The organism is Pseudoflavonifractor sp. HCP28S3_F10, assembly GCF_052065415.1.
Lineage (GTDB): Bacteria > Bacillota > Clostridia > Oscillospirales > Oscillospiraceae > Pseudoflavonifractor_A.
Genome location: NZ_JBQHUB010000007.1, coordinates 74,004 through 87,959 on the forward strand (window position 1 = coordinate 74,004; position 13,956 = coordinate 87,959).

A 13,956-nucleotide genomic window follows, 5' to 3' on the forward strand; every position below is an offset into this window, starting at 1 on the left:
CTCCTTTTCTCATAAATCGGCCTTACCAGTTCATCAGGCCGTAGCCCTTGATACACTCATAGGTCAGGGAATAACTCTTGATCTTGCAGGCGTCGCCGGAATTGCCCTCCACGGTGTAGACCCGGCTGCCGTCCGTGCCGACCACAAGGCCCACATGGTCGGCGCTGCCATCCAGGTCCCAATCAAAGAAGATGGCGTCGCCGGGGGCGATGTTGGCGTAATCACGCCCGCCCCATTGTCCGTGAGACTGGAACCACGGAACACCCTGGGACTGGCAGGCGGCAAAGCGCGGCTCGGACAGCCCCATCTGGCCGTAGCACCAGGACACGAAGCAGGCGCACCACTCCACACGGGAGCTGAAGCCGTACCAGCTCCAGTAGGGCTGACCGCCCACATTGCCCACCTGACTTTTGGCTATGTCCACCACGGCCTGATTGCCGGGGCGGGTGCCGTTGACAAATACCACGCCGGTCAGGTCCTCGGAATTGCTCATATCCGGGGAGCCGCCGCCGAAGATCAGCGGCTTGTTGCCCAGCGTCTGCCGATACACCTGATACATCTCCAGCTGATCCGGCGTCAGTAGCTCCGAAGCCACAGAGGATATGGGCTTGCTGGTGAGCTTCACATTCAGAATGTAATACTCATACGGAACCTCCTCGGTGGTTGTCTCGCCGGTCACAGGGTCCGTGGAAGTTTCGGTGCGGTATCGTATCTCCACTTCCTCGGTGAGCGTCAGTTCATACTGTGCGTCGAATACACGCTCCAGCTCTGCCTGGGCGCTCTGCCGGGTGTAGCCCTGCAAGACAGCGGACAGGTAGGCCGCCAGCTCATGGGGGTCATGCCCGATCATATCGAGGTCGTAGCGGTACTCGTCATACCCCGGATGGCTGCTTTCAATGTTGTCGATTTCGGCTTGCAGCGCCGCTTCCTTGGCAGCGTAGTCCGCCTCCACCGCCACCAGCTCCGGGTCATCCGACGGATAGGTGGTGCCGGACACCACAGAACCGATGCTCTGCGCCATCATGGAACAGGAGGACATGGTGTTGAGCAGCATACAGACCAGCAGGAAGATCGCGCCCGCAATCAGAAAGCCCTTTTTGTGGCGCATGACGAATGCCCCGGCCTCCTGTGCTTTTTCCTTGACCGTCTTGGCGGCCTTGCCGGTCTTTTGGGCTGCGCTTGCGGTATTCCCGGCAGCTTGACCGGCGCGCTTGGCGGCAGCGTATTCCTTTTTGATGGCCTGTTTCTGCTGCCAGCGGGAAATGGGGTTGCTGGCAAACTGGGGATTTTCCCGCAGGGACTTCTGATACAGGGCGTTCACATTGGCCTTTTCCAGTTTCTGCTCGGCCTGGGCTGCCTTGCGGTATGGCTTCAACTTGTGGCTGCGGTAGCCCTCCCGAACCAACCGTGCGCCGGTCTCAGCAGCCTCCTCGGACTTGTGGGCGCTCTCCACGCCCACATTGTCCTGTTCGGTCTCCCGGATTTCCTTGTGAACTTTCCCCAGGGCGGCATTGGCGGGGGTATCCCGCACCGCATGGGACAGCTTGGAGGGCGGCTTCTTCTTGTCCTCCAGCACCAGCTTGGTGGTCACTTTGCCGGTCTCCGGGTCCACCGTCTTTTGCCGGACCTGCTTTTTGGGGATTTTAGCCTGCGCCTTATCCGCTTTGGCGGCGGCCTTGTCCGCCTTACGAATGGGCTTCTCCAGCGCCGGGTCAGAGCGTTCCTCGTCTGTAAAGCGCAGGCGCGGTTCCTTATTCAAACCATTCCCCCAGCATGAGGGAGGCCGTCATGTAGCGCAGCTCCACATAGACGACCAGCCCCACAGGGTCACGGGAGGGGTGCTGGAGCAGATGGGCGTAGATCTGCGCCACCACATTTGCCAGCAGCTCAGACTGCCCGCCCTCGAAGATGACGATGGCCGGGACGCCGTTCATGGCGCACCAGATTTCCGTCAGGCGCAGCAGGCCCGCCTCGCCGTCCTCGTTCAGCTCCGCAGCCTGATCCGCCGCCGTGCGGGTCTCGCTGACGGCATCGGCCAGCTCGGTGAGCAGCTGGGTGCGCTCACCCTCTAGGGCATCGTCAAAAAACATCATGGTATTCAGTTCGGTGTTGGGTTTCATGGTCATTCATCCTCCTTTTTCAGTTCCTGGGGTTTGGTGGTCATAATGCGGTACAGCTCGGTGTTCTTCGGGAAATGGTCCACGAAAGGCAGGATCGTGGAGCCATAGAACAGCAGGCCCTCGCCCTCGCTGGAGTGGGTCACATAGCTGAGCTGGTGCGGGGAAATGCCCAGCTGTTTGGCGAGAATCTGCCGGTCCCCGCCCGCCTGGTTGAGCATATACACGAAGTCGGAGTTCTCAAAGATGTTCTCCACCTCGCGGGAAGAAAGCAGGTCTTTGACATTCTGCGTGATGCCGGTGGGGATGCCGCCCCACTTGCGGAACCGCTTCCAAATCTCCACCGTGTAGGCGGCGGTCTGTTCCTCTTTCAGAAGCAGGTGCATCTCGTCGATGTAGTAGCGGGTGGACTTGTGAGCGGCGCGGTTGATGGTGACGCGGTTCCACACCTGGTCCTGGACCACCAGCATACCGATCTTTTTCAGTTGCTTGCCCAGCTCCTTGATGTCATAGCAGACAATGCGGTTGTTGATGTCCACATTGCTCTGGTGGTTGAACACATTGAGGGAGCCGGTCACATAGATTTCCAGTGCCGTGGCGATGTACTGTGCCTCTTTTTCCTCCTGTGTCCGCAGCAGGTTGTAAAGGTCCTCCAGGATAGGCATATTCTCCGGGCGGGGGTCATTGAGGTAAGTCTGATAGACCAGCCGCACACAGCGGTCAATGATGGTTTTCTGCACCGGCTGCAGGCCCTCTTTGCCGCCCACAATCAGTTCGCACAAGCTGAGAATGAAGTCAGACTTGAGGGACAACGGACTTTCATCGTCCGAGTAGTCCAGGTTCAAATCCATCGGGTTGATGTAGTTGGTGGAGGTGGGCGAAATCTTGATGACTTGCCCATGCAGGCGCTCCACCAGGGGCGCATACTCGGCCTCCGGGTCACAGATGATGATGTCATCATTGGTGAGCAGGAAACAGTTGGCGATCTCGCGCTTGGCGCTGAAGGACTTGCCGGAACCAGGGGTGCCGAGAATCAGGCCGTTGGGGTTTTTCAGCAGCTTGCGGTCCACCATGATGAGGTTGTTGGACAGGGCGTTGATCCCGTAGTACAGCGCCTCTTTGCCGTTCTGGAAAAGCTCCTGGGTGGTGAACGGAACAAAGATAGCCGTGGAACTGGTGGTCAGCCCTCGCTGAATCTCGATCTGATTGAGGCCCAGGGGCAGCGCGGACATCAGCCCTTCTTCCTGCTGGAAGTCCAGCCGGGTCAGCTGGCAGTTGTACTTCTGCGCGATGGAGCTGGCCTGGAACACATTGTTGCCCAGCTGCCGGGGATTGTCCGCCGTGTTCAGCACCAGGAAGGTCACAAGGAACATTCGCTCGTTCCGGCTCTGCAAGTCCTGCAAGAGCTTCTTGGCCTCGGCACCGTAGGTGGCGAGGTCGGACGGGATAATGTCCATGTCATATCCAGCGCGGACGGCCTTTTTCTGTTCCTCGATTTTAGATTTATCCAGGTCGGTGATTTTCCGTTTGACCGTCTTGATGGCCTTGATCTGGTCTACGGACTGGATATGCAGGCTGACGATCAGAGAGCTTTCCATATCCAGAAAATCAGCCAGCATCCGGTCATTCAGCTCCGGCGCGAGAATCTGCAAAAAAGAAACAGTCCCGTATTTTTTACCCATACGGAACTGCTTGCCGGTGCGGAACTCGAAGCCGGACGGTGCGATGAAATCCTTGGTGGACAGACCGGACGAAGCCAGCCACTCCCATTCAAAGCGGAACGGCACCTGTTCATCCATGTGGAAAATGCCGTGAAGCTGTGCCAGCCGCGCCTTGCCGTCCAGGGTCTCGGCGGCCACGCCCAGGCGCTTGAAGTTGTTGAGAATGTCGGTCTCAATGCGCTCCAGACGGGGCTTGGCGGCCTTGAGGCTGTCGGCGTCGATGCCGAAAGTCAGGTACTTGGTCTTGATAAGACCGTTGTTGCCTCTTGCCAGCTGGTTTTGCAGCATGGTGGTGTACTCCACCCGGATGGTGTCAAAATCATCCCCCTGGAGAGGAATGTTGATGGCGTGGGCAAAGGTTTCCTCAGAGGCCGCCAGGTTCAAAAAGGACAGCTGAAACTGAATGGAACTGTCGAAGTAGTTGAGGAAATCGCACCAGCCCTCGAAGATTGCTGTCTTGTCCTCATTCTGCGAGAGCTGATAGTTGATGTCTTGGAACTGGATGGTCTTGGTGTAATGGCTGTCTGCCACCCGGCAGATACCGTCCGGCCACATCCGTTCATAGGGGATGCTGTCCTGAGCCGACTTTTCTTTTCGGTCCGTGCGGTTGGCGCGGGCGATGGCGGTCTCGATCTGCTTTCTGTCGGCACGGGACAGCTTTTTTATCTTTTTCTGATTAACTGGCTGCGCGGTCTTTTCGTCTTTTCCGAACAGCCGGTGCAGCCAGCTTTTGATTGCCGTGAACAATGTCATACACCTCCTTGTCGAGTTTTTCCTGCCGTTCCAGAACGGCATAGAAGTTGTTGGTCTTATACGGGCGCTCCTTGGGCCGGATGACGGCCACCTTGATGATGTTGCCCACGATCTTTTCCAGGGGCTGACCGTGCTTCTCATACATCGCCAGCATGAAGAAGGGCAGCATGACCAGCATCATACACATGGCAGCCACGCTGTTTCCCACAGGCCCCCGGAGCAAAAAGAAAAGCGGTACGCCGATGAGCGCCCCGCCGCCGAAGCAGACCAGCTGCCTCTTGGTCAAGTTGAACGCGACCTTGGTTTTGACTTTCGTCAGGTCTTTGGGTACGGGTACATAAGCCATTGGGATTACCTCCTTCTTTATGGAAATGAAATCGAGCTGTCTACTTCGTTGCCCCACGCATCCCATCCCGGTGCGGTTTGACGGGCAAACAGCTCAATGCGCGGCAAATCACCCATGAGTTCCACAATGTGATCCCTAACAATGTCGGGTTTCTTGCTGTGCTGCTCAACAGGTGCAAAAACCAGCTGCCGGACGCTGGCGCTCTTTCTCTTGGGTTTTCCTTTCACAGCCAGCAGACAAATCTCAGCGTTGCTTCGCGTCCACCAGCCAAGGCCCAAGAAGAAACCGCTGCCGGATTTATTCTGCTTGAGCCAGACAAACGCAAAGGTTTTGAAAGTGAATCCCCACGCCGTAATGAGTTTCAGCGCTTCGGGCAGTTTGGGAAAGGTACACCACAGAAACAAAACACTTGTATCGGCTGCCAGCGTAGATACCGGAAGCTGGTACAGCTGTTCATCCGGCATGGTTGGGTAATGGTTTTGGGCTGCCCCGCTTACTTTGCCGCTCCGGTAGCTCCAGGGAGGATCTGCATAAATGATTTGATATTTCCCCATACAGACCCTCCTTAGTGTGCATTGAACACGGACTTTACAAGGCTTCCGGTCTTAAAGAGGGTAAAGCACAACAGGACCGTATAGCCCACACAGCTCCAGATGGCCATAATGATGTCGGATTCGGTGGCGATACTCTGCACCAGCACGGCGTAGATCGCCACACAGACAATAATGAGAAATGCCTGGAAGCCCAGAGCAATCAACGAGCGCAGATAGTTCTGCCCCATGCCGCCCCATTCTTTGCCCATCATAGTGGCCATAGGGATGGGGGCCACCGAGGTCACAAGGTAAATCTCAATCATACGGCCATAGATCACGATAAAAATGCAAATGTAAAGCGCCCACATGGTAATGCCGATAAAGAGCGACTGGAACCACAGGCCGAACAACGGCCCCAGGTCCATATCCATCAGCCGGGATTCCATATCGGTCAGGACAGAGGAGATGTCGATGGAAGCGTCGGAACCGATGATACCCGCCGCCTGCGCCACCACGCTTTGGGCGGCGTCAAATACGCCCATCACGATGTCCCATGTGTTGGAGACAATGATAATGGCGGCGGCAGATTTGAACACCCACTTGAAGATCATCCAGGTGTCCACATCATGCAGGTTGTTTCTATCGGTAATCATCTGAATCAGCTCCAGCGTCATCACGATAGCCAGGATCACGCCAGCAATCGGCACCATGATGGAGTTGGAGAGGTTCTGGATCATGTTGAAAATGCTTCCGTTCCAGCCCTGGGGGGTCTGGCCCACCTGCGTCGCAATGTCTGCGACCTGCTGGTTCACGCTGTCGAACATCCCCGATAAGTTGCTCATAATGCCACCTACCAACATTTCCTTGAGCCAGTCAGTAAGGGCATCGAGTAAGAAATCCATACGGTGTCAACCTCCTTTCAGCCGCCCCCGCTTGGGGGCAGGGGCGGCAAGGATTTCTTATGACAGCTTAACGACGGGAGCGATCAGACGGTGAACAGGCCGGAGAGCAGGGGCACGAGGACCACGCCGACCACGGCCACGCCAGCGCCAGCCATGAGCTGTTTCATGCCCTGGGACTTCGCGCCGGGGTTGTCATTGCCATAACCTTCCAGCAGGTTGATGACGCCCCAGATGCCGAGACCAGCGCCGAGGGCGATAACGAGGGTCTGAAGAACGGTGATAGCCTGATTGAAAAATGCCATAAATTATAGTTAGCCGGAATCATTTGAAAAGGTTGATTAGTCATGGTTCATAGGCATACAAAAGCCGGAGCAATCTGCCGCCCGGTTTCCGGGGGCTGATTCCGGCTGTCCTCCTTTTTTCATTATTTTTTGGTGATTGTCCGCTTTGTACGCCAATGGCCCCATCCGGGGCGGTTGAGGCGGGTAGATAAGATCACTCCTTTCACAGCGGAACAGATTTACGCGCCCTCTGCGTCTACTTCGTACACATCGTAGACCTCGTTGGGCTTGAGTTTGAGCCGTGTGGACAGGAACGCCTCGATGTCAAAGGCGTTCTTGGGGTCCGCGTCGGCGGTGTATGGGTAATTGGGGTGCTTGGTGATGTCGTACTTGTCCGAGAGGAAAGGCCGCACACCACGCAGCTGGAGGATGCACTTGCCGCCGTCCATGACGGCCAGTTCATCCTGGCTCATAAGCTCTTTGCCGAGTTTCTGATAGTTGAGGGAATGGGATGTTTCCCGCCCACGGTTCTCGCCGGTGTTGTAGGTGTCGATGGTCTCCTTGCCCAGCACAGCAGCCAGCTCCTTGAGGGTAGTCGGCTCCTTGCCGCCCAGGAAGATAGAGGTATCCATGTTGCCGATGATGGTGTCGGCGTTGTCCTTGTAAATAGCTTTGAGCTGGGATTGTGCCTGCAATACCAGGCAGGCGGATATCTCACGGCTGCGGATGGTGGCAACCAGCTTTTCCAGCCGGGGAATCTGGCCGATGTTGGCGCACTCGTCAATGAGGCAGCGCACATGGACTGGCAGCCGCCCTCCGTACACATCGTCCGCTTTTTCGCAGAGCAGATTGAAAAGCTGGGTATAGCACATGGAGATCAAAAAGTTAAAGCTATCGTCCGTGTCGCTCATAATGAGAAACAGAGCGGTTCGCCGGTCTCCCAGGGTGTCCAGCTCCAGCTCGTCATAGGAAGTGACCTCCCGCAGCTCCGCAATATCGAACACGGCAAGGCGCGCACCGCAGGAAATCAAGATACTCTTGGCGGTCTTACCGGCGGCCAGCTTGTACTTCTTGTACTGGCGGACCGCGAAGTGGTTGGGCTTCTCTGCCTCCAGCGCTTCAAACATCAGATCAACAGCGTTTTTGAACTCCTCGTCGTCCTCCCGAACTTCCATGCTGTTTATCATCTCGATGAGGGTGGAGAAATTCTGTTCCTCCACCGGGGCCTCGTAGTGGATATACCCGATGAGGGCGCAGTACAAAAGTGTCTCGGCTTTGACCCAGAAATCGTCCCCGGCCTTGCCCTCGCCCTTGGTGTTGGCGATCAGCGTCGTGACCAGCTTCAAGATGTCCTTTTCCGAGTGGATGTAGGCAAAGGGGTTATAGTGCATGGACTTCTTGAAGTTGATGGTATTGAGGACCTTGATCCGGTAAGGCTCATAGATGACCTTGCCGCACTTATCCTTCATGGGCTTGCCGTCCTTGCCCAGCTTGGGCGTCCCGCGCTGGAGCATCTTGCCGCACTCCACCAGGATGGTTCCTTTTGGGTCTGTCACCACATAGGAGCTGTGCATCTGCATCAGGTTGGGTTTCAGCCAAAACCGGGTCTTACCGGAGCCGGAGCCGCCGATTACCAGAACATTTTTGTTTCTGGCAGTCTTGGGGTCCTTGGGGCGGCTGTTCATGGTCAGGCTCTCAGTTTTCGTCAGAATCACATTATTCTGAAACACCGGGTCGATGTAAGGCGCGATGTCCTCATGGGTTCCCCATCGGGCGGACCCGTACTCCATGCCGTGCCGGTACTTCTTGGCGTTCTTGCTCTTGAGATAGACCGCAAGCCGCAGGCCAGCGCCGCAGCACAACCCCACCAGCAGGTCCAGAGGGTGCAGGCTGGGCCACCAGCTGGCCAGCGCCACCGGCAGCGTGGAGAAGAACGAGAGCATTTTTGCCGAAGCATCCGCACCCACTGCTATCCGCCATCCTTCACCGAAGTTGGTGGCGAACAGCCCCATCAGGAGATAGGGCAGGTTCAGCAAAAGGAGCTTCTTGATGTCAAGCTGCTTTTTCATCGTTCCAGCTCCTTCCGCTTGTTCCGATCCAAGACGGCGTGCTTTACCAGCTCTTTGAACTGGCTCAATTTTGCCAGCACGGACGGACGCTCGGATTTCTCCGCCTTTCTGACTTTTTTGCTGGTGTACTCGGTAAAGGCAGCAGTCAGGGCATCCGCATCCCGGCCCTTGAAAAAGATCAGGTATTTGGGCGGGGAGCTGCTGCGGTCCTTCTTCACTGCATAGTCCACACCGTATTTCCGGGCGATCTTTTCAAACTCCTTGATGGAGGGGTCGGTGATCTCGATGTTGGAAACGCCCTGGTTCTGGCCAATCAGCTGCTTTACCGTCTGCTTGCCGTGGGGAATTACAGGCGCATCCCGGCTTTTCTGCTTTTGCAGCTTCTTTTCCTTGCGGTGGGCAAGGTACTTGGTGATGGCGGCTTTCAGCAGCCGCCCGGTGAACTTTGTTCCGCTGACTACCAGCGTCAAAGTCCTGTTTTCCACTTCCTCCTGCATTTTTCTCGCCTCCTTTCCACGGATTTTGCAGGGGTGGCACTTGAATACTAAGGCGGGACCACCAGCCGCCGCAGCAGATATTTCATCATGGCAGACTCCTTTTAGCGCAGCTGGTCGGAGCGGTCATAGTACAGATGGCCCTGGCGCACCTTGGCATGGCTGAGAATCTTGATATGGCCCTTTTCCTGGTTCTCCAGGCTTTTCTGGTATCCGGCCTCCGTCAGAAACAGGCGGGTCCGTTCCCCTTTCCAGCCCACCGGAGAATCGTCGGTCAGCACATCGAAGATAATCATGTGCCGGGTATCCTCGGCAAACCGCTCCAAATCCATGTACTCATGGCCGTGATAGTTCTGCGCCCCAGCCTTAAGGCGCATTTCCTCCATCAGCTGCCCCATGGTTTTCCTTTCCGACATTGAAAAGCCTCCTTTCGCTTGCTCTTACACAACCATCAGAATCAAATCCCGCAGCTCGGCAAAATACAGCTTGCCTTGGGGCGTCACCAGCGTATAAGAGCCAAAGTGTCCATGGTTGTAGTAATCCTTCACACAGAACAGACCGTCGTTGGAGGGCTTCGCATAAGGCAGTACATTCCCGGATGCCGTGCGGTAGACAAACCGCTGTTCCAGCAGAAACCGGACAAACCGGCGCTCCGGCACAACCAGCTCTTTGGCGGTGGTGCGGAGGTTGGTGCTGTGATTGAGGTCGATGAACAGGTCATAAAAGGCGGCCTTGCTTTCCAGCAGGGCCTTTTCCTCACGCAGCGCCGCATTTTCTTCCCGCTCAGCCAGCAGTTCGGAACAGAGCTTCAGCAGCGCCTCCGGGGAGGTAGCCACTTCCCACAGTTTTTCCTTGGTCATGTAGGCTCCGTGCTTGCGGATGGTGGGCAGCACCTCGTCGAACACCCAGCGTTCAAACCGTTCCGCAGAGGGCAGCTTGCTGTGGACGATGAGGCGGTAGACATCGCCTTCGGGAATAAACAAGAGCTTTTGGATACCGCCATTTGTAGGGGCTTCCATTTTGGAAACCCCTTTGCAGTGAGTGTTTACCGCTTTGGTGGGTATCGCATACCCCAAAGCCCTCGCCACATCCGTTCCGCAGAACAGATACTTGCCGTTTTCCTCAATGACCCGGACAGAGCCGAACTCCGGGTTTTTGAAAATTTCCATCTGATTCATGTCGTGCCTCCTTTGGCATAAGAAAAGGCGGCCTCACCAGCCGCCTGCGTGCATATCGTGATTGACCTGAGCTGTGTAGTAATTGCTCACGGTTGTGGGAGCGTTGAACAACACGGTCAGCAGGTACTGCTTCATGTTGCGGATTTCGGTGGTATTGTTCCGCAGACATTCCATGACAAACTCGATGTGGGAGCAATCCAGCTTCAAAAAACGGGAGCGGACCACCTCATGAGGGAAGTCGCTGCCAGCGATCCGGGTGGTTTTCCGCTTGGCGCAGACGGTCTCCACCATCAGCTCCACAATCTCGTCCAGGTCCTCCCGGTAGGTGATAAACTCCCGGCACAGGTGGTCATACTCGATGTTCTCCAGAATCAAATCCCGATAACTTTCCATCTCTGTGAGCGACATCGCATCCCTTCCTTTCCGTTCCGGCAGCTGTGCTGCCGCTGGCTCCCGGAAGGGAATGGAATCGGTACTTGATCCATGAGTAATTGATTTTTGGGTATTTGATTTCTCTATATTTAATTCTGCGGGCTTTTCCGTATCCGGTTTATCCAGATACGGGTTTTCCGTATCTGGTGAATCCGTATCTGGTGCAGCCGTATCCGGCTGGGGCGTTTCCGGCTGTCGGGGCTGGGGCTGCTCATAGATGACATACTCGGTGTCGCTGATTCGGCCCTGCCGGTCCCGCAGCTGGTGGCGCACGATGTAACCGGCAGTTTCCAGCTCCCGCAGCGCACCGCCGATGGCGTCCACACCCTCCTTGCAGATTTTCGCAAGGCCACGGGTGGTATAGTTCCAGTCATCCGGCAGGGACAGCATCATGGAAAGCAGTCCCTTTGCCTTCAGCGACAATTCATGGTTCCGCAGGTGATGATTGCTCATTACCGTATAGTCGCGGGTTCTTTCAATCCGAAAGACCGCCATTGACTTCACTCCTTTCTGTTCTCAGGGTATGAAAAAAGCCACAATCTCTCGTGAAAAAGACTGTGGCGTTCAGCTGTTCTTGATTTTCGTGTTCTGCCAGGTCCGGTAGAGGCGCTTGGGCAGCGGCAACTGGGCAAACAACGATTCATGCCCCGAAAACGGGAGGGTCTGCAAAACTCGGTCAATGTCGGTGGATTCCATGTCATATTGGGACTGGCAGTTTTCCCGGATAGCATCCTTGATGCTCTGGACAGTACACATATTCATTCCTTTCCTTTCGTGGTAATGGCTGGTTTACGGGTGGCGGCGGCGCTTGTCCGGCTTGAAGTCGAGGACATGACCCTCGATCACGCGGGCATACCGCTTGATTTTGATTTTCCGGCGCTTCTGGCTCACGAGGGCGGCCTGATACCCGTCCTCCGTGAGAAACAGCCGCATTTCATCGCCGGGGCTGCCGTAGGAGCAGGGACGCAGGATGGAAAACTCGATCATCCAGCGGGTGTTGTCCTGAAAACGCTCCACGGCGAGAATGTTGTGTCCCTTCAGCTCACGGGCTGAAATATCCCTCATAGGCGGCTCCTTTCATCGTTCCTGGTCTCTCTGGCGCTTTTTCTGCCACGCTTCCAGCAACTTGATGATGGTTTCCTGCATACGCTGGGGCGTGTAGCTCTTGGGGAAATACTTTCGCAGGGTGTCGGAGGTGAAAGTCACCCGGTCCAAATCGCTTTTCTTTTCCTCACCCATGATGACGCGCATCATATCGAGGGTCAGATGCCCCTCCTGGCTGTATTTCTTGAGCCGCTGGGCTTGGGAGAGAGAGGGGGTGGCCTGTTCGCTGTCCATCGCATCCAGCAAGTCCCGCTGTTCCTCTTTTTTCAAAAAGGACAGCTCATAAGCCGGGTTGAGCGCAATTTTCTTCTCATCCACCATATCCAGCAATTCGGGAATCAGCTCTGTCAGACGGATGTACCGCTTGATCTGCGACTTGCTATCCGGGCTGTTCTCAGCGATTTTTTCTGCCGCAGTCAACTTCGGCCCAACTTGGGCCGAAGTTAAATCTGTTCTGGCCCCTTGGTGCTTGACGGCCTCCAGCTTCATCTTGTAGGCAAAGGCTCTCTCGCTGGGAAGCAAACTTTCCCGCTGCAAGTTGCTGTCCACCATGATGATGGTGGCGGCATCATCGTCCAGGTCCCGGACAATGACCGGCATGGTTTCTTTCTCGGCCAGCTCACTGGCCCGGTGTCGCCTGTGACCGGCCACCAGCTCATAGCCGCCCTCCGGGTCCGGGCGGGCAATCGCCGGAACCAGAACACCGTACTGCCGAACACTGTCGGCGGTCTCCATCATGGCTTCGTCATCCTTGACTTTGAAGGGGTGGTTCTTGAAAGGATGCAGTTCAGACAGCGGGATTTCCCGTACTTTCTCCAGCTTTGCATCCTGGCGGCTTTCCTCGGTGGAAAACAAGTCATCGTATGGAGCCAGCTCTACTTTTTTCGCGCTGCTTTTCAAGTTTCATCACCTCCTTGGTCAGATTTTTGTACCCCTCGGCCACCTTGCCATTGGGGTCGTGGGCAAAAATGCTCTTGCCCTCGGCGCTGATTTCCTTTGCCCGGACGGAATGGGGAATCTCGGTGCCGAACACCTTGATTTTGCTGCCGTAGGTCTCCCGCAGCAGGGCGGCGATCTCCTTGGCAAAGTTGGTGCGGTTGTCCACCATCGTCAGCAATATGCCGTCGATCTGGAGCTTGGGGTTAATTTGCCGCTTCGCCTTGTTTACGGTCTGGAGCAGCTGTTCCAGGCCCTTGACGGGCAGATACTCTGCCTGAACGGGGATTATGACCCTGTTGGCGGCTGCCAGCGCGTTGACCGTGAGCATACCCAGGGAGGGCTGGCAGTCAATCAAGATGTGGGAATACTGTCCCTTGAGCGTGTCCAGATACTGCCGCAGGATAGTCTCACGGCTCATGGCGTTCACCAGGGAGACCTCCATGCCGGAGAGCTGGATGTCTGCGGGCATCAGGTCAACGCCCTCCGGGTGGTGCAGGATACCCTCGCCAGGGCGCAGCGGCTCGTCCATCAGGATACGGCCCATCGCGTCGGACAGGGTAAAGGGCAGCTTGTCCGGCTGGGGGTGGCCCAAGCTGATGGTCAGGCTGCCTTGCGGGTCCCCGTCGATCAGCAGCACCTTCTTCCCGGCCTGCGCCAGCCCGATCCCCAAGTTCGCGCAGGTGGTTGTCTTTCCAACACCGCCCTTTTGATTGGCGATGGCGATGATTTGCGTGTTCAATGACTTCACCTCATTTCTGAATTGTTCTATAGCTTCTGGAAATAGAAAAAGCCGCCACTTCAAAAATTAAAAGTGACGGCCTTTTCTGATTCCGGAATGAAATGCCCCGGAAACGCAAAAAGCGCCCAGTAAAAATACTGAGCGCTTGGCGATGAGATTTATTCTGTTGTATTCAAATTAGGTCAGATTATCTCAAACCAATCAGATGAAAATGGCCGATGAAGGAGCAGAAAAAGTACCTCTCCGAGGGGCAAAAAACGGTTTTCGGTTATCCTATTTGGTAACCACTTGGCCCTCTTTTTACCCTCTTTTTTGCCGGTTATCCACTTGGTAACCACTAAAAATTGG

General features: G+C 55.9%; 16 protein-coding genes. All 16 read right to left on the reverse strand.

All coding sequences use genetic code 11. The features are described from left to right. Positions 1-22: 22 nt before the first annotated feature. The 16 genes from ACTNBZ_RS05075 to ACTNBZ_RS05150 all read right to left on the reverse strand — a co-directional run bounded on the left by ACTNBZ_RS05075 (position 23) and on the right by ACTNBZ_RS05150 (position 13,608). Positions 23-1,759: a CD1108 family mobile element protein gene (locus ACTNBZ_RS05075; RefSeq protein ID WP_441208596.1), complete on the reverse strand. Its 1,737-nt coding sequence runs from the start codon at positions 1,757-1,759 to the stop codon at positions 23-25. Then, positions 1,752-2,120: a DUF3851 family protein gene (locus ACTNBZ_RS05080; protein ID WP_441208597.1), complete on the reverse strand. Its 369-nt coding sequence runs from the start codon at positions 2,118-2,120 to the stop codon at positions 1,752-1,754. Before ACTNBZ_RS05080 ends, ACTNBZ_RS05075 begins: the two co-directional genes overlap by 8 nt. Before the next feature lie 2 nt (positions 2,121-2,122). Then, entirely contained in the window at positions 2,123-4,591 is a 2,469-nt protein-coding gene (locus ACTNBZ_RS05085) for a VirB4-like conjugal transfer ATPase, CD1110 family (protein WP_441208598.1), read from the reverse strand. Then, complete coding sequence (locus tag ACTNBZ_RS05090; protein WP_441208599.1) at positions 4,515-4,937, reverse strand: PrgI family protein; 423 nt, start codon at positions 4,935-4,937, stop codon at positions 4,515-4,517. Before ACTNBZ_RS05090 ends, ACTNBZ_RS05085 begins: the two co-directional genes overlap by 77 nt. 17 nt (positions 4,938-4,954) lie before the next feature. Beyond that, positions 4,955-5,491 (reverse strand): MT-A70 family methyltransferase, encoded by a 537-nt coding sequence (locus ACTNBZ_RS05095; RefSeq protein ID WP_441208600.1) that lies wholly within the window; start codon positions 5,489-5,491, stop codon positions 4,955-4,957. A gap of 11 nt (positions 5,492-5,502) precedes the next feature. Continuing rightward, positions 5,503-6,372, reverse strand: a complete 870-nt coding sequence (locus tag ACTNBZ_RS05100) for a VirB6/TrbL-like conjugal transfer protein, CD1112 family (RefSeq protein WP_441208601.1) — start codon at positions 6,370-6,372, stop codon at positions 5,503-5,505. 83 nt (positions 6,373-6,455) lie between these two features. Further along, the gene (locus tag ACTNBZ_RS05105) at positions 6,456-6,674 is read right to left on the reverse strand and encodes a Maff2 family mobile element protein (RefSeq protein WP_441208602.1); all 219 of its coding nucleotides are present in this window, start codon (positions 6,672-6,674) and stop codon (positions 6,456-6,458) included. Between the two features lie 218 nt (positions 6,675-6,892). After that, positions 6,893-8,722, reverse strand: a complete 1,830-nt coding sequence (locus tag ACTNBZ_RS05110; protein ID WP_441208603.1) for a VirD4-like conjugal transfer protein, CD1115 family — start codon at positions 8,720-8,722, stop codon at positions 6,893-6,895. Further along, complete coding sequence (locus tag ACTNBZ_RS05115) at positions 8,719-9,219, reverse strand: PcfB family protein (protein ID WP_002596218.1); 501 nt, start codon at positions 9,217-9,219, stop codon at positions 8,719-8,721. Before ACTNBZ_RS05115 ends, ACTNBZ_RS05110 begins: the two co-directional genes overlap by 4 nt. 101 nt (positions 9,220-9,320) lie before the next feature. Next, on the reverse strand, positions 9,321-9,632 hold the full coding sequence (locus ACTNBZ_RS05120) for a DUF5720 family protein (protein ID WP_441208604.1): 312 nt from the start codon (positions 9,630-9,632) through the stop codon (positions 9,321-9,323). Between the two features lie 24 nt (positions 9,633-9,656). Continuing rightward, positions 9,657-10,394 carry a BRO family protein gene (locus ACTNBZ_RS05125; protein ID WP_002596216.1) on the reverse strand — a complete coding sequence of 246 codons (738 nt, stop codon included), beginning with the start codon at positions 10,392-10,394 and terminating at the stop codon, positions 9,657-9,659. 33 nt (positions 10,395-10,427) lie between these two features. After that, the gene (locus tag ACTNBZ_RS05130) at positions 10,428-11,321 is read right to left on the reverse strand and encodes a DUF6017 domain-containing protein (protein WP_441208605.1); all 894 of its coding nucleotides are present in this window, start codon (positions 11,319-11,321) and stop codon (positions 10,428-10,430) included. Between the two features lie 69 nt (positions 11,322-11,390). Next, positions 11,391-11,582, reverse strand: a complete 192-nt coding sequence (locus ACTNBZ_RS05135) for a hypothetical protein (protein WP_441208606.1) — start codon at positions 11,580-11,582, stop codon at positions 11,391-11,393. A 33-nt stretch (positions 11,583-11,615) separates the two neighbouring features. Next, entirely contained in the window at positions 11,616-11,891 is a 276-nt protein-coding gene (locus ACTNBZ_RS05140) for a DUF5720 family protein (RefSeq protein WP_441208607.1), read from the reverse strand. A 12-nt stretch (positions 11,892-11,903) separates the two neighbouring features. After that, the gene (locus ACTNBZ_RS05145; protein WP_441208608.1) at positions 11,904-12,830 is read right to left on the reverse strand and encodes a ParB/RepB/Spo0J family partition protein; all 927 of its coding nucleotides are present in this window, start codon (positions 12,828-12,830) and stop codon (positions 11,904-11,906) included. After that, on the reverse strand, positions 12,787-13,608 hold the full coding sequence (locus ACTNBZ_RS05150; protein WP_002596211.1) for a ParA family protein: 822 nt from the start codon (positions 13,606-13,608) through the stop codon (positions 12,787-12,789). The genes ACTNBZ_RS05145 and ACTNBZ_RS05150 overlap by 44 nt, the downstream gene beginning before the upstream one ends. Between the last annotated feature and the right edge of the window lie 348 nt (positions 13,609-13,956).